The organism is Streptomyces sp. NPDC053665 (assembly GCF_055585285.1).
On sequence record NZ_JBVJKK010000006.1, the window covers coordinates 38,730 to 59,439 of the forward strand.

A 20,710-nucleotide genomic window follows, 5' to 3' on the forward strand; every position below is an offset into this window, starting at 1 on the left:
CTACTGGGCCGGCGCGGTGTGCGGCACCACCGCCACCGGGCAGTCCGCGTGGTGCAGCACCCCGTGTGCGACCGAGCCGATCCGCGCGCCGACGGCCGTGCGGCGCGCCCGGCGGCCGACGACCATCAACTGGGCCGTCCCGGCCACCGACAGCAGCACCTGGCCCGCGCTGCCCATCTCGACGTGCTCCACCACCGGCACCCCCGGGAACCGCTCCCGCCAGGGCCGCACCGCGTCGGCCAGGGCCTTCTTCTCGTACGGCTCCATGCCCCCGGCCTCGTCGAGCAGCTTCAGGGAGCCGGGGCTGTAGGTGAACAGCGGCGGCAGCGTCCAGGCGCGGACCACGCGGACGGTGGCCCCGCGCGCGGCGGCCGTCTCGAACGCGAAGCGCAGTACCTCCGCGCTGTCCTGCGGCTCGCCCTGCTGGCCGACGACGATCTCGCGCCCGGCCGCCTCGCCCGACGGCTGGTCGGCGGCCCGCACCAGCACCACCGGGCGGGTCGCCCCGGCGATGACCTGCTGGCCGACCGAGCCGAGCAGGAAGCCGACGATCGGGCCGTGCCCGCGGGAGCCGAGCACCAGCGTCTCGGCGCCGGACGCGGCGGCGATCAGGGCGCCGACGGTCTCGCCCTGCACGACGTCGACGGTCGTCCTCAGGCCGGGGTGCCGCTCGGTGACGGCCGCGGCGGCCTCGTCGACCGCGCCGCGCACCCACGCCGCCTGGCGGTCCGCGTCCCCCTCGAACCCCGGCGGGAGCGCCTCCCGGTCCTCCACCCGCCAGGCGTGCACCACATGCAGCGGCCGGTCGCGCCGTACCGCCTCGCGGGCCGCCCAGCCGAGGGCCGCGAGGCTCTCCTGCGATCCGTCGAGCCCTGCGGTGATCGGGCGTGTCATGCGGCTGCCTCCTGGAACGGTCGTCGGGCGATGCCGATCAGTCTCCCCCACCCCGCCGCCGCCGCGTGGAGCGGATCTCCGTATCGGAGCGCGGGGCGGCGATCGAACATACGATGGGCGAAGGTCGGCGCGGTGCCCCGGGAGCTCCGCGCCGTGAGTCGACCGCCCGGCGTGGGGGACGCATGACACAGGCCGCCGAAACGGCGCGGACCGTCATCATGACCGTCGACGACGATCCGGGGGTCTCGCGGGCCGTGGCCCGCGACCTGAGGCGGCGCTACGGCGCGACGTACCGGATCGTGCGGGCGGAGTCCGGCGAGTCCGCGCTGGACGCGCTGCGGGAGCTGAAGCTGCGCGGCGACCTGGTCGCGGTGATCCTCGCGGACTACCGCATGCCGCAGATGAACGGCATCGAGTTCCTCGAACAGGCGCTGGACGTCTACCCGGGCGCCCGCAGGGTGCTGCTGACGGCGTACGCGGACACCAGCGCGGCGATCGACGCGATCAACGTCGTCGACCTCGACCACTACCTGCTCAAGCCGTGGGACCCGCCCGAGGAGAAGCTGTACCCGGTCCTGGACGACCTGCTCCAGGCGTGGCGCTCCAGCGACTTCCGGCCCGTGCCCGCCACCAAGGTCGTGGGACACCGCTGGTCGGCCCGCTCCTCCGACGTGCGCGAGTTCCTCGCCCGCAACCAGGTGCCCTACCGCTGGTACTCCTCCGACGAGCCGGAGGGACGGCGGCTGCTGGCCGCGGCCGGCGAGGACGGACTGCGGCTGCCCGTGGTCGTCACGCCCGACGGGACGCCGCTGGTGGAGCCGGAGCCGGTCGACCTGGCCGCGCGGGTGGGCCTGGCGACCACGCCGACCGCCGACTTCTACGACCTCGTGGTGATCGGCGGCGGCCCGGCCGGACTCGGCGCGGCCGTCTACGGCGCCTCCGAGGGGCTGCGGACCGTACTGGTGGAGCGGTCCGCGACCGGCGGACAGGCCGGGCAGAGCTCCCGCATCGAGAACTACCTGGGCTTCCCCGACGGCGTGTCGGGCGCGCAGCTCACCGACCGGGCCCGGCGGCAGGCGGCCAAGTTCGGCGCCGAGATCCTCACCGCGCGCGAGGTGACGGCACTGGAGGCCAACGGCGCGGCGCGGATCGTCCGGTTCTCCGACGGCTCGGCGGTCGCCGCGCACAGCGTGATCCTCGCGACCGGCGTCTCCTACCGGCAGCTGGCCGCCCCCGGCTGCGCGGACCTGACCGGCTGCGGGGTCTACTACGGATCGGCCCTCACGGAGGCGCCCGCCTGCCAGGACCAGGACGTGTACATCGTCGGCGGCGCCAACTCCGCCGGGCAGGCGGCGATGTACCTCGCGCGCGGCGCCAAGTCCGTGACGCTGCTGGTGCGCGGGGAATCGCTCACGGCGTCCATGTCGCACTACCTGGTGCAGCAGATCGAGGAGTCCCCGAACATCCAGGTCCGCACCCGTACGGTCGTCGAGGAGGCGCACGGCGACGGGCACCTGGAGCGGCTCACCTTGCGTGACGTGGACAGCGGCGCCTGCGAACAGGTCGACGCGCAGTGGGTGTTCGTGTTCATCGGCGCCGCCCCGCTGACCGACTGGCTGGACGGGACGGTGCTGCGCGACGAGCGCGGGTTCATCCTGGCCGGGCCGGACCTGACGCCCGACGGGCGCCCGCCGCTGGACTGGGAGCTGGACCGGCCCCCGTACCACCTGGAGACCAACGTGCCCGGGGTGTTCGTGGCGGGCGACGCCCGCTCGGAGTCCGCGAAGCGGGTCGCGTCCGCCGTCGGAGAGGGAGCCATGGCCGTGATGCTCGTCCACCGGTACCTGGAGCAGTCGTGAGCGGCCGGGCGGCGCCCTGCGACCCGCAGGAGATCGGCGCGCTGTTCCTGTTCGAGAAGCTCTCGCCGGAGCAGCTCGGCCGGCTGTGCGCCGAGGGGCGGGTGGAGCGGTTCGAGCCCGGGCCCGTGTACACCGAGGGCGAGCCCGCCACCTGCTTCTACGTGATGCTGGAAGGCACGGTCGTGCTGTACCGCCGGGTCGGCGCGGACGACGTGGAGGTGACCCGGACCTCCCAGCGCGGGGTGTACGCGGGGTCCATGCAGGCGTATCTGGGCGACCGGGTGCGGCAGGTCTACAACAACTCGATGCGCGTCACCGAGCCGACCCGGTTCTTCGTGCTGCCCGCCGACACGTTCGCGGGCATCATGCAGGAGTGGTTCCCGATGGCGGTGCATCTGCTGGAGGGGCTGTTCTTCGGCTCGAAGAACACCCAGGCGATGATCGGCCAGCGTGAGCGGCTGCTGGCGCTCGGCTCCCTGTCCGCGGGACTCACGCACGAGCTGAACAACCCGGCCGCCGCGGCGGTGCGGGCCACGGCGACCCTGCGCGAGCGGGTCGGCAAGATGCGGCACAAGCTGGCGGTCATCGCCCAGGGCTCGTACTCCCCCGAGGTGATGGCGAAGCTCATCGACATCCAGGAGCGGACCGCCGAACGCGTCGCCAAGGCCCCGGTGCTCAGCCCGCTGGAGGCCGCCGACCGGGAGGACGAGCTGACCGACTGGCTCGACGACCGGGGCCTGCCGGAGGGCTGGCGGATCGCCCCCACGTTCGTGCAGGCCGGCCTCGACGTGGACTGGCTGGAGCAGGTCGCCACGGCGGTGGACGAGGACATGCTGCCGAGCGCGGTCGGCTGGCTCAACTACACCGTCGAGACCGAGCTGCTGATGGACGAGATCAGCGACTCCACCACCCGCATCTCCCACCTGGTCGACGCGGCGAAGCAGTACTCGCAGCTGGACCGGGCGCCCTTCCGCCACGCCGACGTGCACGAACTCCTCGACTCCACCCTGCTGATGCTCTCGGGCAAGATCGGCCGGGACATCGAGGTGGTCAAGGAGTACGACCGGACGCTGCCGAGCATCCCGGCCCACCCGGCGGAGCTCAACCAGGTGTGGACGAACCTCGTCGACAACGCGGTCGCCGCGATGAACAGCGCGGGCGGGCACGGGACGCTGACCGTGCGGACGGCCCGGGAGAACGACCGGCTGCTCGTGGAGTTCCGCGACACCGGCGTGGGCATCCCGGCGGAGCACCGCGAGCGGATCTTCGACCCGTTCTTCACGACGAAACCGGTGGGCGAGGGGACCGGGCTGGGGCTCGACATCTCCTGGCGGATCGTGGTCAACAAGCACCACGGCAGCATCCAGGTGGAGTCGGAACCGGGGGACACGCGATTTCAGGTGCTGCTGCCGCTGACAGCGGCGGAGGAGGAGTCGGCATGAGCGAGGCGAACGGCATCGACCCGGGTGTGCCGCCGAGCGGCAGCGGGTGCGCGGAGTGCGACACGGCCGGGGGCTGGTGGTTCCACCTGCGGCGGTGCGCGCAGTGCGGGCACGTGGGGTGCTGCGACAGCTCCCCCGCCCGGCACGCCACGGCCCACTTCCGGGAGACCGGGCACCCCTTCGTGCAGAGCTACGAGCCGGGTGAGACCTGGTTCTGGAACTTCGAGACGAACGAGCTGTACGAGGAGGGGCCCGAACTGGCCGCGCCGGTGAGCCACCCGGACGACCAGCCCGCGCCGGGCCCGGCCGGACGGGTCCCCGCGGACTGGGCGAAGGTGCTGCGCGGGTAGCTGCGTCCGGGTACCTCCCCGTCGTGTCGGTCGTGTCGGTCTCGTCGGTCGTCCCTGGTCGCCGCCTCGGTCGTGTCGGTCGTCCGGCGGAGGACCGTCCCTGCCCGGTCGTGCCCGCGGCCGGTCGTGCCCGCGGCACGATGGCGCCACGCCCCGTGTCCTCGGCGAGAGAGAGTTGGTTCCGTGCCCCAGGCTTCATCCCTCGCGCCCGTGGTCGGCCGCGACGCCGAACTCGCGCGCCTGTCCGGGGTGCTGGAGCGTGCCCGCGCGGGTGAGGCGCGGGCGGTGCTGCTCGCCGGGGACGCCGGTGTCGGCAAGACCCGGGTGCTGGACGAGGCCGGGAAGCGGGCCGCCGAGGCCGGTATGACCGTGGTCACCGGGCACTGCGTGGACCTCGGTGACGTGGGCCTGCCCTATCTGCCGTTCACCGAGATCCTCGGTGTGCTCGCCGCCGACCCGCGGTTCGCGGACGCCCTGGCCGCCCATCCGGTCGTGGAGCGACTGCTGGGCGCCGGGACCGACTCCGTGCGGGACGTGGACGGCCGGCTGCGGCTCTTCGAGGGCATGGCGGGGCTGCTGGCCGACGTGGCCGGCACCGCCCCGCTGCTGCTCGTGCTGGAGGACCTGCACTGGGCCGACCAGTCGTCGCGGGACCTGCTGCGCTTCCTGCTCGGCCGGGGCGTGCTGCGGCGGCGGCTCGCGGTGTTCGCCTCCTACCGGGCCGACGACCTGCACCGCCGGCACCCGCTGCGGCCGCTGCTCGCCGAGCTGGTCCGGCTGCCGGTCGTGGAGCGGCTGGAGCTGCGGCCGCTGACCGACCCGGACGTGGACCGCCTGGTGCGGGCGCTGGAGCGGCAACCCCTGCCGGACGCCACCGTGCGGCGGATCGTGGAGCGGGCCGAGGGCAATGCCTTCTACGCCGAGGAACTGCTCGCGGCCACCGGCTCCGGCTCCGGCGGGGTGCCGAGCGGGCTGGCCGACGTGCTGCTGATCCGGTTCGAGCAGCTGTCGGACACCGCGCAGCAGGTGCTGCGGACCGCCGCCGTCGCCGGGCGCCGGGTCGAGCACGACCTGCTGCGGGAGGCGGTCGGGCTGCCCGAGGCGGAGCTGGAGTCCGCCCTGCGCGAGGCGGTGGGACGGCAGTTGCTCGTCGCCGGGGACGGCGACACCTACTCCTTCCGGCACGCCCTGGCCCGTGAGGCCGTCTACGCCGATCTGCTGCCCGGGGAACGGGCCCGCCTGCACGGGGCGTTCGCGCGTCTGCTCGCCGGGCGGGGACGGCCTGCCGAGAGCGCCGCCGAACGGGCCCACCACTACCGGGAGAGCCACGATCTGGCGGAGGCGCTGGCCGCCTCGCTGGAGGCCGCCGACCACGCCCAGCGGGTGGGGGCGCCGGCCGAGGAGCAGCGGCATCTGGAGACGGCCCTGGACCTGTGGCCCGCCGTGCCGCCCGAGGCGCGGCCGGCGGGCGCGGCCGTGGGGCGGGTGCCGCTGACCCTGCGCGCCTCCGCGGCGGCCGCGCACGCCGGGGAGCTGCACCGGGCCGTCTCGCTCTCCCGGTCGGCGCTGGCGGACCTGGGGCAGGACGCCGACTCCGAACTCGCCGCGCGGGTGCGCTACACGCTCGCCGGGAACCTGCTGAGCGTGGACAGCCTGACGACGGCGTTCGCCTACAGCAGCGAGGCCCTGGCGATGATCCCGGAGGACCCGCCCTCGCGCACCTGGGTGTGGGCGGCGGCCACCCATGTCATGGCGGCCCGCTACATCGGGGAGAACGACACCGCGCTCGAGGTGGCCCGGCGCGCGGTGGAGGTGGCCGAGCGGCTGCACGTGCTCGACGCGCAGGCGGACCTGCTGATCTCCCTGGCCGGGTTCGACCCGGGCGGGCGGCGGGGCGCGCCGGGCCGGGAGCGGCTGCTGACCGCCCGGGACCTCGCTGTGCGTTCGGGCAACGCCGCCGTGGAGCTGCGGGCCCTGTTCAACCTCGCCATGGGCTGCTACGAGAACGGGGAACCGGCGGAGTGCCTGCCCTGGCTGACGGAGGGCCAGGACCGGGCCCGGCGCACCGGTCTGCTGTCGTCGCCGTACCCGCTGGAGATGCGGTACCTGCGGCTGGTGGTGCTGCACGTGCTGGGCCGCTGGGACGAGTGCGTGCGGGCGGCCCGCGCCGACGCCGAGGTGCTGCCGGCGGCCGGCGGGTACACGGTCGGGCCCGCGCTGTCCGTGGCCGTGGCCCGCGGTGACCTCTCGGCCGCCGAGCGGGCGCGCGCCCTGCTCGAGGGACCGTTCGACTGGATGGCCACCCTGGTCGCGGGTCTCGTGCTGACCGACGCGGCGGCGCTGCGCCGGGACCCCGGGGAGGCCGTGCGGTGGGCGCGGTCCACGGTTGCGGCCCTGACCGACGAGGCGGGCACCCGTCCCGACGCGGCGGTCCGGCTCGCCGCCCTGGCGCTGGCCGCGGTGGCCGACGCGGCCGCCGAGTCGCGGCTCACGGGTGACGCGGCCGGGGAGCGCCGCTGGGTGGACACGGCGGCGGAACTGGTCGAACTGGCCCGGGACGTCGCCGGGCACGGCGAGGACGGCGCGCCGCAGGGCCCGGAGGGCCAGGCGTGGCTGGCCCGTGCCGAGGCGGAGTGGGTGCGCGCCGGGTCTGGGCCCGATCCGGCGTCCTGGTGCCGGGCGGTGGCGGCGTTCGGCTACGGCGACGTGTACGAGCAGGCACGCTGCCGGGTGCGGTACGCGGAGGCGCTGGTCGCGGCCGGACGGCGTGAGGAGGCGGCGGCGCAGGCGCGGGAGGTGCGCGAGATCGCCGTCCGGCTCGGTGCGGTGCCGCTGCGCGAGCAGGTGGACGCCCTGGTGCGGCGCGGCCGGCTCGCGGACGCGCCGGACGCGGCCGGCCGGGCCGGCGCGCTCACCGCGCGCGAGCAGGACGTGCTGCGGCTGCTCGCCCTGGGCCGCAGCAACCGGCAGATCGGCGAGGAGCTGTTCATCAGCGGCAAGACGGCGAGCGTCCACGTCTCCAACATCCTCGCCAAACTGGGCGCCTCCAGCCGTGGCGAGGCGGTGGCGGTCGCCTACCGGGAGGGCCTGATCACGCCGCAGCCGTCGCAGCCGGGGTGAGGGCCGCGCTCCCGCCGGTCCGGGCCCGCGTCAGCCGGTGCGGCATTCGAGGCTGTCGAGGTCGACCGCGTCGGCCAGCGCCTTCATGCCCTTGTCGTTGGGGTGGATGTGGTCTCCGCTGTCGTAGGCGGGCAGCAGCCGCTCCGGGTCGGAGGGGCTGCGCAGGACGCGGTCGAAGTCGGTCACGGCGTCGAAGGCGCCGCTGTCGCGGATGAAGGCGTTCACCTTCCGGCGCACCGCTTCCGCTGCGGGGTCCCATTCGGGCCAGCCCTTGAAGGGGGCGACGGTGGCGCCGACGACGCACTTCCCGGCGGCGTGCGCCCGTTCGACCAGGGTGCGGTACCCGGCGATCAACTGGGCGGCGGTGGGGGCGGGTTCGGCCTTGATGTCGTTGACGCCCTGGAAGAGGAGGACGGTGCGCACGCCCGGCAGCGACAGCACGTCCCGGCTCAGGCGGTTGAGGGTGCTCGGCCCGGGGCCGTCACTGAGGACGCGGTTGCCGGGAATGCCCTCGTTGGCGACGCCCTCGATCGTGCCGGTGCTGGATCGCGCCAGCCGGCGGGCGAGGTGGTCGGGCCAGCGGCGGTTCCGGTCGGCCGTGGAGTGCCAGCCGGCGGTGATGGAGTCGCCGAGGGTCGCCACGGCTGCCGCGCCCCTGCGGGGCCGTACGGTGACGGCGTCGAGGTAGAACCAGGCGCCGGTGCGCCGCGTCCAGTGGGTCGCGCTCTCCTGCGCGGTGTGGGCGCCGTCGCTGACGTACGACGTCTGCATGGCCGCCGCGTGCCCGGTGAGCGGGCCGCCGGCCCGGGTGACGCGCAGGCTGACGGCGAGGTCGCGTCCGGCGGGGACGTGCCCGGGCAGCGGGTCGCTGAGGACGAGGCCGCCGGCCGGGACGGTGACGGTGCTCGCGCCGCCGAAGGTGAGGGGCCGGTTGCTGCCGGGCACGAGGGCCGCCCCGTCCCGTCGCAGGCCCGCGTGGACGGCGCCGAAGGTGACGGGCCGGTCGCCGAAGGCGTTCGACAGCCGCACCCTGAGGCCGCTGCCGCCGACGCTGGTGTGCACCACGAGCCGGTAGCCGCGGTCCCCGCGGGCCGCCTCGCCGACGCGGTGGGCGGATGCCGCCCAGGTGACGACGCCCTGGCCGGATGCGGCCGGCGCGGCGGGCGGACGGGTCGGCCGGGCGCCCGCCGGGCCCGTGTCCGTCCCGCAGCCCACCGCGACGCAGCAGGACAGGGCGGCGAGGACGGCACGTCGTCGGGGGCGTGCGGTGCGGGGCATGGTCGGCGCTCCTTCGGCCGGTCGGTGTGCGAACTGGGTCACGGGGCGGTCCCGCGCGGTCACCGGGCCGCCGGGCCTCCCGGGCCGCCCCGGAGCACGCCACCGTAGCCGTGCGGTCGGGGACGAACCCGTCGCGTACCCCGGGCCCCGGGGCCCCACGCCACGATCTTGGCGGAGGGGAAGGGTCCGGGTGAGGATGCCGGGATGAAGGGTGACCTCTTTTCCAGTGAGCACATGGTGCAGCCGGCCGTCGCGCCGGGCATGACGGTCGAGAACGCCAAGTGCATCCGGTACACGGTGAACGGCGAGATGCTGGCCCGCCAGGGCGCGATGATCTCCTACCGCGGCAACCTCCAGTTCGAGCGCAAGGGCCAGGGCGTGGGCGGCATGCTCAAGCGGGCGGTCACCGGTGAGGGACTTCCGCTGATGGCGGTGCGCGGGCAGGGCGAGGCGTGGTTCGCGCACGAGGCGCAGAACTGCTTCGTCGTCGACGTCGAGCCCGGTGACGAGTTCACGGTCAACGGCCGCAACGTCCTGTGCTTCGACGCCACGCTGTCGTACCGCATCTCCACCGTGAAGGGCGCCGGCATGACCGGCGGCGGACTGTTCAACAGCGTCTTCACCGGGCAGGGCAGGCTGGGGCTGGTCTGCGAGGGCACCCCGCTGGTCATCCCGGTGTCGCCGCAGTACCCGGTGTACGTCGACACCGACGCCGTCGTGGGATGGACGGCGGGGCTGCAGACGTCCCTGCACCGCTCCCAGTCCATCGGCTCGATGCTGCGCGGGGGTTCGGGCGAGGCCGTGCAACTGATGCTCCAGGGCCAGGGGTTCGTCGTCGTGCGGCCCAGTGAGGCGACGCCGCAGAAGGCAGGGCAGCACTGACACCGCGTGGAGTGATCTGCGCCTCACGGACAACCTGTTCCGTCCGGCCGGCGTCTTGACCGGCGACAGACGATGCCCTGGCCCCGGTGGCCAGGGCTGGTTTCCGCCCCGCTATACGCTCCGCGTATACGCTTTGTGTATACACGGTGTGTAGAGACGGTGTGCACACGGACCGAAAGGCATCGATGTACGGCAAGGCATTCGCCCCCGAGTACCAGGGCGCCCTCACGAACCTGTCCGTCAACGCGTCCCTCACCGACGTCCTGGCGGCCGGCACCGCGCAGCTGGAGGCCGCCGAGCGGGCCGGGAACCCCGGGGAGGCCGCGCGCTGCGGCCTCGCGGTGGCGGAGGCCCACCGCCGGCTCGGGCAGGTCCGGGAGGCGGACCGGGCCTGGAAGGCCGGCTACCGGGCGGCCCGGCAGGCGCAGGACGCGGGGGCGATGGCCTGGGCCCTGTGGAGCGGGGGGACGCTGGCCCGCCAGCGCGGCGCCTTCGCCCTGGCCCGCCGGCTCCTGCACCTCGCCGCCGAGCTGGGCGACCGCGGCGGGGACGCCGTCGTACGCGGCTACTCCCTGGCCGGGCTGGCGGAGACGGGCCGCATCCAGGGCGACTACGACGCCGTCGGCCGGCTGCACGAGCAACTGCTCGCCGAGGCCCGGCGGCGCGGTGAGGCACGGCACACCGTGTGGGCGCTGGAAGGCATCGCGCAGATGCAGCGCAACACCGGCGCGTACGACTCGGCGTACGCCCTGTTCGAGGAGGCGGCCGGGATCGCGGCCCGCGCCGAGGACCGGCGGGGCCACGCCTGGGCCCTGCGCGGGATGGCCGACGTGGTGTCCGCGCGCGACGGGGACACCGAGCGGGCGCTGGACCTGCTGAGCGAGGCCGAGACGACCTGCCGCGCGATGCGGCTGTCGAGCGCGCTCGCCTACAACCACAAGATGCGCGGCAACGTCCTGTACCGGGCCGGGCGTTACGAGCAGGCGCGGGCGTGGTACGAGCAGGCGCTCGCCGGGTTCCGCGAGATGGGCGAGGCGCGCGGCGAGGCCCTGTCCCGCCTCGGCCTCGCCAAGTCCCTGGCCCGGCTCGGGCGCGACCGGGCCGAGACGGCGGCGGAACTCGCCGATCTGGCGGCCACGGCGGAGCGCATGGGCCTCGGGCACACCGGCGCGATGGTGGCCCGGGCCCGCGTGGAGCTCGGCATACCGGCGCAGGCCCCTGTGGCGGAGCCGGTCCGCTGACGGCCGTCGGGGGGTGACGGGGCGGTGCGGAGGCCACGTGGACGCGGAAAACGCAACGTCGACAGGTTCCGCGGGGGCGGCTACCTTCAGCTGGCCTGCCGCGATCGCCCATGACCGCTGGAGGGTTCCTCCGGATCCCACCCCCTCACCGACCGGGGAGACGCATGCCCACGCTCGCTCTGTACACGTTCGGAGTCCTGACGTCTCCCCTCGCCGACCCCGGACCGCGCATGCGCGCGTTCTACGACCGGGGCGAGGCCGTGTACCGGACGATCGGCCGGCACCCCGGATACATCTCCCGTGCCGAACCGGCGGGCGGCGACCGGGGCCTGCTCTTCGAGGCGGACTGGGGCGCGTGGGGGCGCTTCGCCGCACCGAGCTGGTACGTCAAGGGCCGGACGGCGGAGACGACCGCCCTGGCCGCGACCCTCTCGCTCTGGAGCGGCCTGCGCCACGCCTTCGACGCCGTCTACGGCGGTCTGCACCGGGAGGCCCTGAGCAGGCGCCACGAGTGGTTCGAGCGGACAGGACACCCGAGTCACGTGCTGTGGTGGGTCGCCGACGGCGTGACACCCACCTGGCGGGAGGGGGTGGCCAAGCTGGAACACCTCCACGACCACGGCTGCGCACCGCACGCCTTCACGTTCCACCGCGCGTTCACCCCGCAGGGCACTCCGGTCGATTGACCCGGCGCCCCTTCCCGGGTCAGGGTGCGTCACGGCGCTCACTCGCAACCCGCGCCGGAAGGATGGCTGCCGTGATCGGCATCCCGGAGTTGGAAGCCGCGGCCGACCGGATCGCCGGGCACGTCGTGCACACACCGACCGTGGACAGCCCGGGGCTGTCGGCGCTGCTCGGTGCCCCGGTCACCGCGAAGCTGGAACTGCTCCAGCGCACCGGCTCGTTCAAGGCGCGCGGCGCAGCCGCGAAACTGCTGTCGCTGAGCGAGGCCGAACGGGCCGCCGGGGTGGTGGCGGTCAGCGGCGGCAACCACGGGATCGCGCTCGCGGTCATGGCCGCCGCCCTGCACGTGAAGGCCACCGTGGTGATGCCCCGCTCGGCGCCCGCTCGCGCCGTGCAGGTGGCGGAGGAGGCCGGGGCGTCGGTGCGGCTGACCGACGACATGGCCGGCGCGTTCGCCCTCATGACCCGGTTGCAGCAGGAAGGGCTGACGCTCGTCCACCCCTTCGACGACCCGGTGGTGCTGGCCGGCCAGGGCACGGTGGGCCTGGAGTTCGCCGCCGACGCCGGCGACCTCACCGACGTCCTCGTCAGCGTCGGGGGCGGGGCGCTGATCTCCGGCGTGGCCGCCGCGTTGCGGGCGCGCAGGCCCGGCGTGCGGGTGTGGGGCGTGGAGACCGAGGGCGCGCAGGCGATGTCCGAGGCCCTGAAGGCGGGCGGTCCGCTGCCCGTCGCCCTGTCCTCGATCGTCTCCACGCTCAGCGCCCCGGCCGTGTCGCAGCTGACGTACGACCATGTCTCCGCCCTGGTCACCGAGGTGCTGGTGGTGCCGGACCGGGAGGCGGTGCGGGGGGTGCTGGAGCTGGCCGACCACGCCAAGGTGTGGGCCGAACCGGCGGCCGGCTGCCTGCTGCCCGCCGCGCGGCAGGTCCTCGACCGGGTGGGCGAGGGCGCGCGGCTGGGGCTGGTGGTGTGCGGGGGCAACGCGACCACGCGGGACGTGATCACCTGGTCGGAGCGCTTCGGGCTGCGCTGAGATCCCGCTCCGGGCCGCTGTTTCTGCCGCCGAATTCGGCGGCGGAATCACCGGCCCGGGCCGGGAAAGCTCGGCATTTACCGGCGGTTACCGGAGGCCGGAGCTGTTTCGGTGAATCCGGTGACGCGGGGAGGAAATCCGGGCGCCGGTCGAGGTCCGCCGTCGCCCGAGGTGGGCCGCCCGGAAGCGGCGAGACGACCTTCTCTCGTACACCTGCTCGGGTGAATTGAACAAAGGACAGGAATGGGCCCGGAGTTGCGATCGGATTGAACACCGGCGGCCCCGCTCGCCGTACCCCTGGAAAAGGGTGAGAGCCAGGTTTCCAGCGAGGGATGGCCATGGGCAGGGCGCACGTCTCCACACACCAGTTGGTCGCCGGCCGCTACCGGCTGCTCGAGATCGTCCAGCGCGAGACCAACCGCATCTGCTGGTACGCCGAGGACCTGGGCGCCGGGGAGATCTCCCGCCCCTGCCTGGTCACCCAGACCGGGCTCCCGCCGGGGGCGCCGGAGGACGAACGCCGGGCCGCCGCACGCCTGTTGCGCACCTCGGAGGCCATGGCGCTGCTGTGCCCGGGCCGGATCGCCGCGGTCGTCGACGCCGTCGAGGAACCCGGCACCCTGTGGACGGTCAACGAGTGGATCGACGGCACGCCCCTCGCCGAACTCCTGGCCGAGCAGGGCACGTTCAACTACGTGCGCGCCGCCCGCATCGCCCTGGACCTGCTCGACGTGCTGGACGCCGCGCACACCGAGGGCATCACCCACGGGGAACTCAGCCCCGGGCAGGTCTTCGTCCGGGAGGACCAGTCGGTCGTGGTCACCGGCTACGGACTGGCCGGCGCGACCCTCGCCCCCCGGCTGACGGCCCCCGCCTACGCCTCCCCGGAACAGGCCCGCGACCAGCGCATCGGCCCCGCCGCCGATCTGTGGACGCTCGGGGCGCTGCTGTACACGATGGTCGAGGGGCGCCCGCCGTTCCGGGACCGGGGACGCCCGGAGACCACCCTGAAGGCCGTGGACCGGCTGCCGTTGCGCACCCCGGTGCGCGCGGGTCCGCTCACCCAGGTCGTACAGGGGCTGCTGCGCAAGGACTCGCGTGAGCGGCTGAACCGCACGGTGGTCCGCGAGGCGCTGACCCGCGCGCTCAGCGGCGCCGGCGAGGCGGCCGCGGCCGCCGTACCGGCTCCCCGGCTGCGCGGGGTGTACGCCGCCGTGCGGCCCGGCGGCCCGGCCTGGCACCGACGGACCATGGTCGCGGGTACCGCCCTCGCTCTCGTCACGGTCACGGTCGCCGTCCTGGCCGTGACCCAGGGCCTGCCCGGGGGCGATCCGGGCGGGGACGCGGCCGACGCACCCGCCCCGCCCCCGGCGTCGGCCGCGACGCCGGGCGACGGCACCGGTCCGGACAGCCCCGCCCCGTCCGGTCCGCCCGCTCCGACACGGGCCCCCTCCCCCGCCCCCGGCGCGACGTCCCCGCCCTCCGCACCCCCGCCGTCCGCTCCCGCCACGGCCCTGCCGCCCGGTTTCCAGCGCTACCGGGCGCCGGAGGGCTTCTCCGTCGCGCTCCCCGAGGACTTCGAGCGGCTGGACACCGACCGCCAGGGCGACCTGGCGTACCGGGTGGTCTTCGGCGCCGACGGCGACGAGCGCACCCTCGCCGTCACCTACAGCGCCCGCGTCGGTCCCAACCCGGTGGCGGTGTGGCGGGACGACGTCGAACCGGACCTGCGGCGCTACGGCGGCTACCGCAGGATCGGCGGGATCCGCGCGACCACCTACCAGGGGCGGGAGGCCGCCGACATGGAGTGGACGGCGGACGCCGGCGGCACCCGGGTCCACACCTTCGGCCGCGGCTTCCTGCTGGGCGGCGGCGAGGGCTTCTCGCTGCGCTGGACGACACCGGACGCCGACTGGCGGGACCGGCGGAACCAGGAGGCGCTGCGCACCTTCCTGAGGACGTTCCGCCCGGGGTCAGTGTGAGCCGCGCGGCGCCCGCAGGGAGGTGAGCGGTCCCGGGTGGAGCGGTTGCGTGTGCCAGCGCGCGGTGACCGTCCCGTCGGCCGGGGAGCAGGTCACCGCCAGACGGTGCGGGGTCTCCAGGAACAGCACCTCGACCGCGAGCGCGCCGGTGTCGCTCCAGCCGCCGCTGACGGCCGTCGGGACGGGCGCCTCGGCGACGGTCCACCCCGGTGCCCCGATCCGCAGGTCCAGCCGGTCGTCGCGGTCGCGGCCCGTGAGGGACAGCGTCCAGCCCCGCTCGTCCCGCGCCACCGAGGCCGCCCGGACCGGCCCGGACCCGTCGGCAGCGCGGAACCGCGCGGTGTCCCGGTCCCCGGCCGGTCCCGGTGGTGCGCTCCTGCCCGGGGCGGGCGGCAGCGCGAGGCCGGCGAGGCGTTCGCGCAGCTCCGCGTCGGCGGCCTCGCGGCCGGGCAGCGGCTCGGGGCCGAAGGCGGGCAGCAGGTGCTTCCAGACGAGGTCGAGGTACTGCTGCATCTGCTCGGTGGCGGAGGTCGCGGCGATCACGGCGTCCTGCTCGGGCAGGACCAGGCAGAACTGGCCGTACGCGCCGTCGCCCCGGTAGCCGTGCCGGGAGGTCCAGAACTGGTAGCCGTAGCCCCGGTCCCAGTCGTCGCGGTCCGCCGTCCCCATGGTCCCGGCGGTCGGGATCCGCGGACGGGCCGCCCGGGCGGCCCATCCTTCCGGCAGCAGCCGCTCACCGTCCCAGAGGCCGTCGCGCAGGTACAGCTCCCCGAGCCGGGCGACGGCCTCGGTCGTGGCGTGCAGGCCGCTGAAGCCGATCTCCCGTCCGGTGCGGTCCCGCCGCCACACGGCCTCTCCCACGCCGAGCGGGTCCAGCAGGCGGGGCCGCAGGTACGCGGTGAGCGGCTGCCCGGTCACCCGCTGCACGAGGGCGGCCAGCGTGTAGGTGGCGGGCTGGTTGTAGGCGAAGACCGTGCCCGGGTCGGCGTCCGGAGGCACCAGCAGGAACCCGCGCACGGGCTCGGCGGGGTCCCGCGCGTACGCCTCGTGCAGCGTCTCGTGGTCGTGGCCGCTCGCCATGGACGCCACGTGCCTCACGAGGACGGCCCGGCTGCGCGGGTCGGTGATGTCCGCCTCGAACTCGGGGAAGTAGGAGATCACCGGGGCGTCGAAGTCGAGCAGGCCCCCGGCCTCGGCCAGGGCGGCGGCGGTCCCGGTGAAGCTCTTGCTGAGCGAGTACAGCAGCTGGGGGCGGGCCGGGGTGTACGGCGCCCACCAGCCGGCGGCCACCACATGGCCGTGGCGCACGATCATCAGGCTGTGCGGCTCGATCTCGGGGGCGGCCTCGAGGGCGTCGAGGAAGGCGTGGACACCGCAGGCGTCGACGCCCTGGGCCGCCGGGCCGGAGGGGGACAGCGGGACAGGACTCATGGGGGCCATCCTGCCCGCGCCCCGCGGTCCTGATCGGCCGTTTTCCCGGCCGCTGTCAGGGGACCCGGAGGACATGGTGCAAATCGGATACACGATGATGACCGAGCAGGCCGGCCCCCGCGACCTCGTGGACCACGTGGTGCGCGCCGAGGAGGCGGGCTTCGACTTCTCGGTGACCTCGGACCACTACTTCCCCTGGCTGCGCTCCCAGGGCCACTCGCCCTACGCGTGGGCCGTGCTCGGAGCGGCCGCCCAGGCCACCTCGCGTATTCCGCTGATGACGTACGTGACGTGCCCGACGTTCCGCTACCACCCGGCGGTGGTGGCGCAGAAGGCGGCCACGGTGCAGTTGCTCTCGGAGGGCAGGTTCCGGCTGGGACTGGGCTCGGGCGAGAACCTCAACGAGCACGTGGTGGGCGGCGGCTGGCCCTCCGTCGACGTGCGGCACGAGATGTTCGAGGAGGCCGTGGAGATCATCCGCGCCCTCTTCCAGGGCGGCCACGTCAACCACCGCGGCACGCATTTCGACGTGGAGTCCGCGCGACTGTGGGACCTGCCGGAGGAGGCGCCGCCCATCGGCATCGCCGTCTCGGGCGAGCGGTCGTGCGAACTCGCGGGCCGGCTCGGCGACCTGGTCATCGCCACCGAGCCCAAGGCGGGCCTGCTGGAGGCGTTCGACCGGCACGGCGGCGAGGGCAAGCCGCGCGTGGGGCAGCTGCCCGTCTGCTACGACCCGGACCGGGACGCGGCCGTCAAGCGCGCCCACTCCCAGTTCCGCTGGTTCGGCAGCGGCTGGAAGGTCAACGCGGAACTGCCCCACCCGGACTCCTTCGAGGCGGCGACCCAGTTCGTCACCCCGGACGACGTGGCCGAGTCCATTCCGTGCGGTGACGACCCGGAGGCGTTCGTCGAGGCCGTCCGTCCCTACGTGGAGGCCGGGTTCACCGAGGTCGCCCTGGTCCAGATCGGCGGCGAGTCGCAGCCGGCGTACCTGGACTGGTCGGAGAAGACCCTTCTGCCGGCGCTGCGCGACGCGTTCGCCTGAGGTCACGCGCCGGCGCCTGTCCGCGCACGGGGAGGCGCCCTCCGCCTCGGAGGGCGCCTCCCCGTGCGCGGACCCGGCCGCCGCGGCGGGTGCCGATAGGCTTCCGTCCGCATGCGAGCCCCCCACCCAGGAGAGTCGTCCGTGACCGTCGCCCTCACCCCGCCCGAGACCTCCCCCGCCTCCCCCGGACCCGTGTCCGACCTCGTCGCCCGCGACGCGCGCGAGTTCGGCGCCTACGCCCGGACCGGGGGGTGGGCCTTCGGGCTGAAGGTGGCGCGCAGCGTGCGGCCCGGCGGGGAGGCGGCGGGCGAGACGCCGAAGGTTCCGGCGAAGGAGTTCGCCGAGCTGGCCGGGTGCTCCCCGGAGCGGGTCATGCGGTACTACAAGGCGTGGGACCGGGCGGCCGACGACGGCCTGGTGCCGCACTTCGAGGCCCTGACGCCCGGTGCGGAGGTCGAGCTTCCCGACGCGGACGTGTGGCCGGACTACTACGTCTCCCGCAGCAGCGCCGGCTCCCCGCGCGGCACCGCCATCACGGAGGCCGCCGCGGCGGAGGGCATCCGGCCCACGAAGGCCCTGGAGGTCGCGGAGAACCCCACCGCGCTGCGCGCGGCGATCCTCGCCGACCCCTCGACCGCCCGCGCGGCCCGCCAGGCCCTGCTGGACCGTGTCCGCGAGGACCCGGAACTGCAGTCCGAGCTGGCCCGGGACGTGGTGCGCACCGATGAGCTGAAGAAGGCCGTCGCCGGGGAGAGCAGGGCGGCCGACCGCATCGGCTACGTGCGCCAGATCGCCGAGTCGGGGCAGATCAGGACACCCGCCGGCCAGACGGTGGAGGCGCCCGCCGGACTGCGCCAGGAGGCCGAGCGGCATCTGTCGCTCATCGACGAGCTGGACGAGGACGAGGACGCCGGCGAGTGGGCCGCGGAGGCCTACGGCACCATGAAGTCGCTGGTCGTCGAGGCCGTGGAGGCCGACCCCGGGCTGCGGGTCCAGGAGCGGCGCACCAGGTTCTACAGCAGCCTGGAGAAGGCGACCAAGGTGTTCGAGGAGCTCACCTTCGACGACGCCGGCGAGTTCTACGAGGACGACATGGTGCAGCGGCTGGAGGAGCTCCAGCGGGCCGTTGCCGTATGCATCGACTCGCTGCGCGGTGCGCGCGGGAATCACCCGTTGAGCTGAGCATCACTGCGGAATCGGGGGTACAAGAGGGCTCTACATCGGTTTTCCGGAGGCCCTCTCGTGAACTCGTTCGTCCACAAGACCGTGGTGGTGCAGCTGCAGGCGGGTGACACGGACCGCTTCTCCGTGCTCGCCCACCTCGGCTACGACGCGGCGGACCCGTTCGCCGTGACCGTCGTCTTCAGCCACGACGGCCGGGTCCTGGCCCGGTGGCAGCTGGACCGGGAGATGCTCGGGGAGGCGCTGCGGCACCCGGCGGGGATCGGCGACGTGCGCATGCGCCCCGAGTCGCGGGGCATGTGGCGCGAGCTGCGCATGGAGTTCCTCGGTGACGTCCGGCCCGACGGCGGCCGTCACCACGCGATCGTGTTCGCCTGGGCCCCGGCCCTGGCGGCGTTCCTGCGGGAGACGCACGAACTGGTCCCGCCGGGCCACGAGGAGGTCTGCATCGACGACTTCCTGGCGGACATCCTCGCGGGGAGCTGAAGGGCGGCCGGCCGGGCCGGAGCCCGGGCCGACCCGGGTGAACGACCGGTGCCGGGCTGAGTAGCCGTACTCATGGCACCGCGCACCGGGCGCCGGGACGATGGGCTGCCACGAGAGGAGCCCGCCCATGTCCGCCCTGTCCGAGGTGCGTTCGCGTCCACGCCCGTCCCTGCCCGCCGCGCTCGCCGTGGGCGTGGTCGCGGTGCTGGCGCTGTCCGCCTGGAACCCGCACGACCGCACGACCTGGTTCCTGGAGACCGTGTGGGTCGTCGTCGGCCTGCCGCTGCTGGTGCTGGTGTGGCGGCGCTTCCCGCTCACGCCTCTGCTGTGCTGCCTGCTCGCCGTCCACGCGGTGGTGCTGATGGTCGGCGGCCACTACACGTACGCCGAGGTTCCGCTCGGTGACTGGGTCAGGGACGCCTTCGGGCTGGACCGCAACCCGTACGACCGGCTGGGCCATCTGATGCAGGGCTTCGTCCCGGCCGTGCTGGTGCGGGAGCTGCTGGTGCGCACCTCCCCGCTGCGGGACAGCCGCTGGCTGGCGCCGCTCACGGTGTGCGCGTGCCTGGCCTTCAGCGCCGTCTTCGAGATGCTGGAATGGGCGGCCGCGGTGGCCGGCGGGCACGCGGCGGACGCCTTCCTGGCGACCCAGGGCGATGTGTGGGACACCCAGTGGGACATGTTCTGCGCGCTGATCGGCGCGACCTCCTCCCTGCTGCTGCTCGGCCGGGTGCACGACCGGCAGCTCGCGGCGCGGTGGCCGTCACCGGGCGGTGTAGCGGTGCCGGGTCCACAGCGGCAGGACGAACCAGCACAGCAGGTACCAGCCGACCACCCCGGCGACCAGGTAGGGCACGAAGCCGTTGTGCGTCGCCACGCGCAGGATGAGCAGCAGTGAGGCGGTCGTCGTGGCGAGCAGCAGCAGCAGGCCGAGCAGGGTCAGCCGGGAGGCCACCCGTACGGCCTGGGCCTTGATGCGCCGCCCGGCGACCAGGCGGTGCAGGGACACCGGCCCGATGAGCGCCCCGGTGGCGCAGGCGCCGAGGACGACCGTGACCAGGTAGATCGTCTGGTCGGTGGCGGACAGGTCGTCGTACTTGTCGGTGAAGACCACGGTGAGCAGGAAGCCGAACAGGATCTGCACGCCCATCTGCGCGACGCGGACCTCCTGGATGAGCTCCTGCCACATCCGGTCGGCGCGCTCCTCCTCGGTCTCGTTGCGCCCGCGGCGCGGGGCTACGCCCTCGGACGTCTCCGGCACGGTTCCTCCCGGTGGTCGACGCGGCCTTCCCTCCCCGTGTGCCCCGTAACGCGCCGTCGTCCCCGGTCGGCACCGGTTTGAACCACCGGTGGACGGTTACACGGACGGCTCGAACGCAGCACATCCCGAGGAGGTCGTGGACGCATGTCCGGTACGCAGCTCACCGTGACGCTCAGCGGCGGAGGCGCCGACGACGCGCGCACGGTCGTCCGGGCCCTGGAGGGCACCTTCGGGGCGCCCGACGAACGCCCGGCAGACGGCAACGCGACGGTGCACACGGCGACCTTCGACGGCGAGACGGACGCGGGCGCCGCCGGCGGCGGCGAGGACGCGGGACGTCTGTCCGCGCCGGTCACCGTCACCGTGCAGGGCAGCCCCGAGGCCGTGCGCCGGGCGAGCGAGACGCTCACCCGGGCCTTCACGGCCCGCGACGAGGGTGCCTCCTCCGGCGACCAGGAGCAGGAGAGGCAGCTGCACCTGGAGCCGTGACAGCCGGCTTGACGGGGTGGCCGGGCAGCCATGCTGCCCGGCCGCCCCGTC

Annotated in this window: 17 protein-coding genes and 1 pseudogene; 14 read left to right on the plus strand and 4 right to left on the minus strand. The window is 74.6% G+C overall.

Translation table 11 applies throughout. The features are described from left to right. Complete coding sequence (locus ACZ6ZN_RS23390) at window positions 1–894, minus strand: universal stress protein (protein ID WP_469649047.1); 894 nt, start codon at window positions 892–894, stop codon at window positions 1–3. Window positions 895–1,076: 182 nt separating this feature from the next. Here ACZ6ZN_RS23390 and ACZ6ZN_RS23395 point away from each other — a divergent pair, with 182 nt between their 5' ends. The 4 genes from ACZ6ZN_RS23395 to ACZ6ZN_RS23410 all read left to right on the plus strand — a co-directional run bounded on the left by ACZ6ZN_RS23395 (window position 1,077) and on the right by ACZ6ZN_RS23410 (window position 7,665). Continuing rightward, complete coding sequence (locus ACZ6ZN_RS23395; protein ID WP_469649050.1) at window positions 1,077–2,753, plus strand: NAD(P)/FAD-dependent oxidoreductase; 1,677 nt, start codon at window positions 1,077–1,079, stop codon at window positions 2,751–2,753. Next, the gene (locus tag ACZ6ZN_RS23400; protein WP_451879166.1) at window positions 2,750–4,195 is read left to right on the plus strand and encodes an ATP-binding protein; all 1,446 of its coding nucleotides are present in this window, start codon (window positions 2,750–2,752) and stop codon (window positions 4,193–4,195) included. Before ACZ6ZN_RS23395 ends, ACZ6ZN_RS23400 begins: the two co-directional genes overlap by 4 nt. Next, complete coding sequence (locus tag ACZ6ZN_RS23405; protein WP_398108264.1) at window positions 4,192–4,545, plus strand: UBP-type zinc finger domain-containing protein; 354 nt, start codon at window positions 4,192–4,194, stop codon at window positions 4,543–4,545. The genes ACZ6ZN_RS23400 and ACZ6ZN_RS23405 overlap by 4 nt, the downstream gene beginning before the upstream one ends. Window positions 4,546–4,728: 183 nt before the next feature. Beyond that, window positions 4,729–7,665 (plus strand): helix-turn-helix transcriptional regulator, encoded by a 2,937-nt coding sequence (locus ACZ6ZN_RS23410; protein WP_469649053.1) that lies wholly within the window; start codon window positions 4,729–4,731, stop codon window positions 7,663–7,665. Between the two features lie 30 nt (window positions 7,666–7,695). Here ACZ6ZN_RS23410 and ACZ6ZN_RS23415 read toward each other — a convergent pair whose 3' ends face one another. Next, complete coding sequence (locus tag ACZ6ZN_RS23415; RefSeq protein ID WP_469649056.1) at window positions 7,696–8,943, minus strand: SGNH/GDSL hydrolase family protein; 1,248 nt, start codon at window positions 8,941–8,943, stop codon at window positions 7,696–7,698. A 204-nt stretch (window positions 8,944–9,147) separates the two neighbouring features. Between ACZ6ZN_RS23415 and ACZ6ZN_RS23420 the strand changes: the two genes are divergently transcribed. The 5 genes from ACZ6ZN_RS23420 (at window position 9,148) to ACZ6ZN_RS23440 (ending at window position 14,765) form a co-directional block, all read left to right on the plus strand. Continuing rightward, window positions 9,148–9,825 (plus strand): AIM24 family protein, encoded by a 678-nt coding sequence (locus tag ACZ6ZN_RS23420; RefSeq protein ID WP_469649059.1) that lies wholly within the window; start codon window positions 9,148–9,150, stop codon window positions 9,823–9,825. A 185-nt stretch (window positions 9,826–10,010) separates the two neighbouring features. Then, entirely contained in the window at window positions 10,011–11,066 is a 1,056-nt protein-coding gene (locus tag ACZ6ZN_RS23425; RefSeq protein WP_469649063.1) for a tetratricopeptide repeat protein, read from the plus strand. Window positions 11,067–11,230: 164 nt separating this feature from the next. Further along, on the plus strand, window positions 11,231–11,752 hold the full coding sequence (locus ACZ6ZN_RS23430; protein ID WP_469649065.1) for a DUF3291 domain-containing protein: 522 nt from the start codon (window positions 11,231–11,233) through the stop codon (window positions 11,750–11,752). Window positions 11,753–11,823: 71 nt separating this feature from the next. Then, complete coding sequence (locus ACZ6ZN_RS23435) at window positions 11,824–12,783, plus strand: threonine/serine dehydratase (RefSeq protein WP_451879161.1); 960 nt, start codon at window positions 11,824–11,826, stop codon at window positions 12,781–12,783. Window positions 12,784–13,121: 338 nt separating this feature from the next. Continuing rightward, the gene (locus ACZ6ZN_RS23440; protein ID WP_469649068.1) at window positions 13,122–14,765 is read left to right on the plus strand and encodes a protein kinase domain-containing protein; all 1,644 of its coding nucleotides are present in this window, start codon (window positions 13,122–13,124) and stop codon (window positions 14,763–14,765) included. Here the strand turns inward: ACZ6ZN_RS23440 and ACZ6ZN_RS23445 are convergent. Beyond that, the gene (locus ACZ6ZN_RS23445; protein ID WP_469649071.1) at window positions 14,757–16,196 is read right to left on the minus strand and encodes a serine hydrolase domain-containing protein; all 1,440 of its coding nucleotides are present in this window, start codon (window positions 16,194–16,196) and stop codon (window positions 14,757–14,759) included. The two genes, ACZ6ZN_RS23440 and ACZ6ZN_RS23445, sit on opposite strands and share 9 nt — an antisense overlap. Before the next feature lie 73 nt (window positions 16,197–16,269). On the opposite strand from ACZ6ZN_RS23445, the gene ACZ6ZN_RS23450 reads away from it, so the two are divergent. The 4 genes and pseudogenes from ACZ6ZN_RS23450 to ACZ6ZN_RS23465 form a co-directional block, all read left to right on the plus strand. After that, on the plus strand, window positions 16,270–17,241 hold the full coding sequence (locus tag ACZ6ZN_RS23450) for an LLM class F420-dependent oxidoreductase (RefSeq protein WP_398108273.1): 972 nt from the start codon (window positions 16,270–16,272) through the stop codon (window positions 17,239–17,241). A 141-nt stretch (window positions 17,242–17,382) separates the two neighbouring features. Continuing rightward, entirely contained in the window at window positions 17,383–18,423 is a 1,041-nt protein-coding gene (locus tag ACZ6ZN_RS23455; RefSeq protein ID WP_451879158.1) for a hypothetical protein, read from the plus strand. Between the two features lie 60 nt (window positions 18,424–18,483). Further along, window positions 18,484–18,909 (plus strand): SsgA family sporulation/cell division regulator, encoded by a 426-nt coding sequence (locus ACZ6ZN_RS23460; RefSeq protein WP_469649075.1) that lies wholly within the window; start codon window positions 18,484–18,486, stop codon window positions 18,907–18,909. 127 nt (window positions 18,910–19,036) lie between these two features. Beyond that, a pseudogene (locus ACZ6ZN_RS23465) lies at window positions 19,037–19,591 on the plus strand (DUF2238 domain-containing protein); the annotation flags it as partial. An 81-nt stretch (window positions 19,592–19,672) separates the two neighbouring features. On the opposite strand, the gene ACZ6ZN_RS23470 reads toward ACZ6ZN_RS23465, so the two are convergent. After that, the gene (locus ACZ6ZN_RS23470; protein WP_398108704.1) at window positions 19,673–20,098 is read right to left on the minus strand and encodes a DUF6328 family protein; all 426 of its coding nucleotides are present in this window, start codon (window positions 20,096–20,098) and stop codon (window positions 19,673–19,675) included. 216 nt (window positions 20,099–20,314) lie between these two features. On the opposite strand from ACZ6ZN_RS23470, the gene ACZ6ZN_RS23475 reads away from it, so the two are divergent. Next, entirely contained in the window at window positions 20,315–20,659 is a 345-nt protein-coding gene (locus tag ACZ6ZN_RS23475; RefSeq protein WP_398108276.1) for a hypothetical protein, read from the plus strand. Window positions 20,660–20,710 lie beyond the last annotated feature (51 nt).

Excerpts from the sequence above, each read along its gene's own strand:
- ACZ6ZN_RS23440 (WP_469649068.1), top strand. The coding sequence starts at position 13,122 with ATGGGCAGGGCGCACGTCTCCACACACCAGTTGGTCGCCGGCCGCTAC.
- ACZ6ZN_RS23470 (WP_398108704.1), bottom strand. The coding sequence starts at position 20,098 with ATGTGGCAGGAGCTCATCCAGGAGGTCCGCGTCGCGCAGATGGGCGTG.
- ACZ6ZN_RS23430 (WP_469649065.1), top strand. The coding sequence starts at position 11,231 with ATGCCCACGCTCGCTCTGTACACGTTCGGAGTCCTGACGTCTCCCCTC.
- ACZ6ZN_RS23420 (WP_469649059.1), top strand. The coding sequence starts at position 9,148 with ATGAAGGGTGACCTCTTTTCCAGTGAGCACATGGTGCAGCCGGCCGTC.
- ACZ6ZN_RS23475 (WP_398108276.1), top strand. The coding sequence starts at position 20,315 with ATGTCCGGTACGCAGCTCACCGTGACGCTCAGCGGCGGAGGCGCCGAC.
- ACZ6ZN_RS23395 (WP_469649050.1), top strand. The coding sequence starts at position 1,077 with ATGACACAGGCCGCCGAAACGGCGCGGACCGTCATCATGACCGTCGAC.
- ACZ6ZN_RS23450 (WP_398108273.1), top strand. The coding sequence starts at position 16,270 with ATGGTGCAAATCGGATACACGATGATGACCGAGCAGGCCGGCCCCCGC.
- ACZ6ZN_RS23390 (WP_469649047.1), bottom strand. The coding sequence starts at position 894 with ATGACACGCCCGATCACCGCAGGGCTCGACGGATCGCAGGAGAGCCTC.
- ACZ6ZN_RS23405 (WP_398108264.1), top strand. The coding sequence starts at position 4,192 with ATGAGCGAGGCGAACGGCATCGACCCGGGTGTGCCGCCGAGCGGCAGC.
- ACZ6ZN_RS23445 (WP_469649071.1), bottom strand. The coding sequence starts at position 16,196 with ATGAGTCCTGTCCCGCTGTCCCCCTCCGGCCCGGCGGCCCAGGGCGTC.
- ACZ6ZN_RS23425 (WP_469649063.1), top strand. The coding sequence starts at position 10,011 with ATGTACGGCAAGGCATTCGCCCCCGAGTACCAGGGCGCCCTCACGAAC.
- ACZ6ZN_RS23415 (WP_469649056.1), bottom strand. The coding sequence starts at position 8,943 with ATGCCCCGCACCGCACGCCCCCGACGACGTGCCGTCCTCGCCGCCCTG.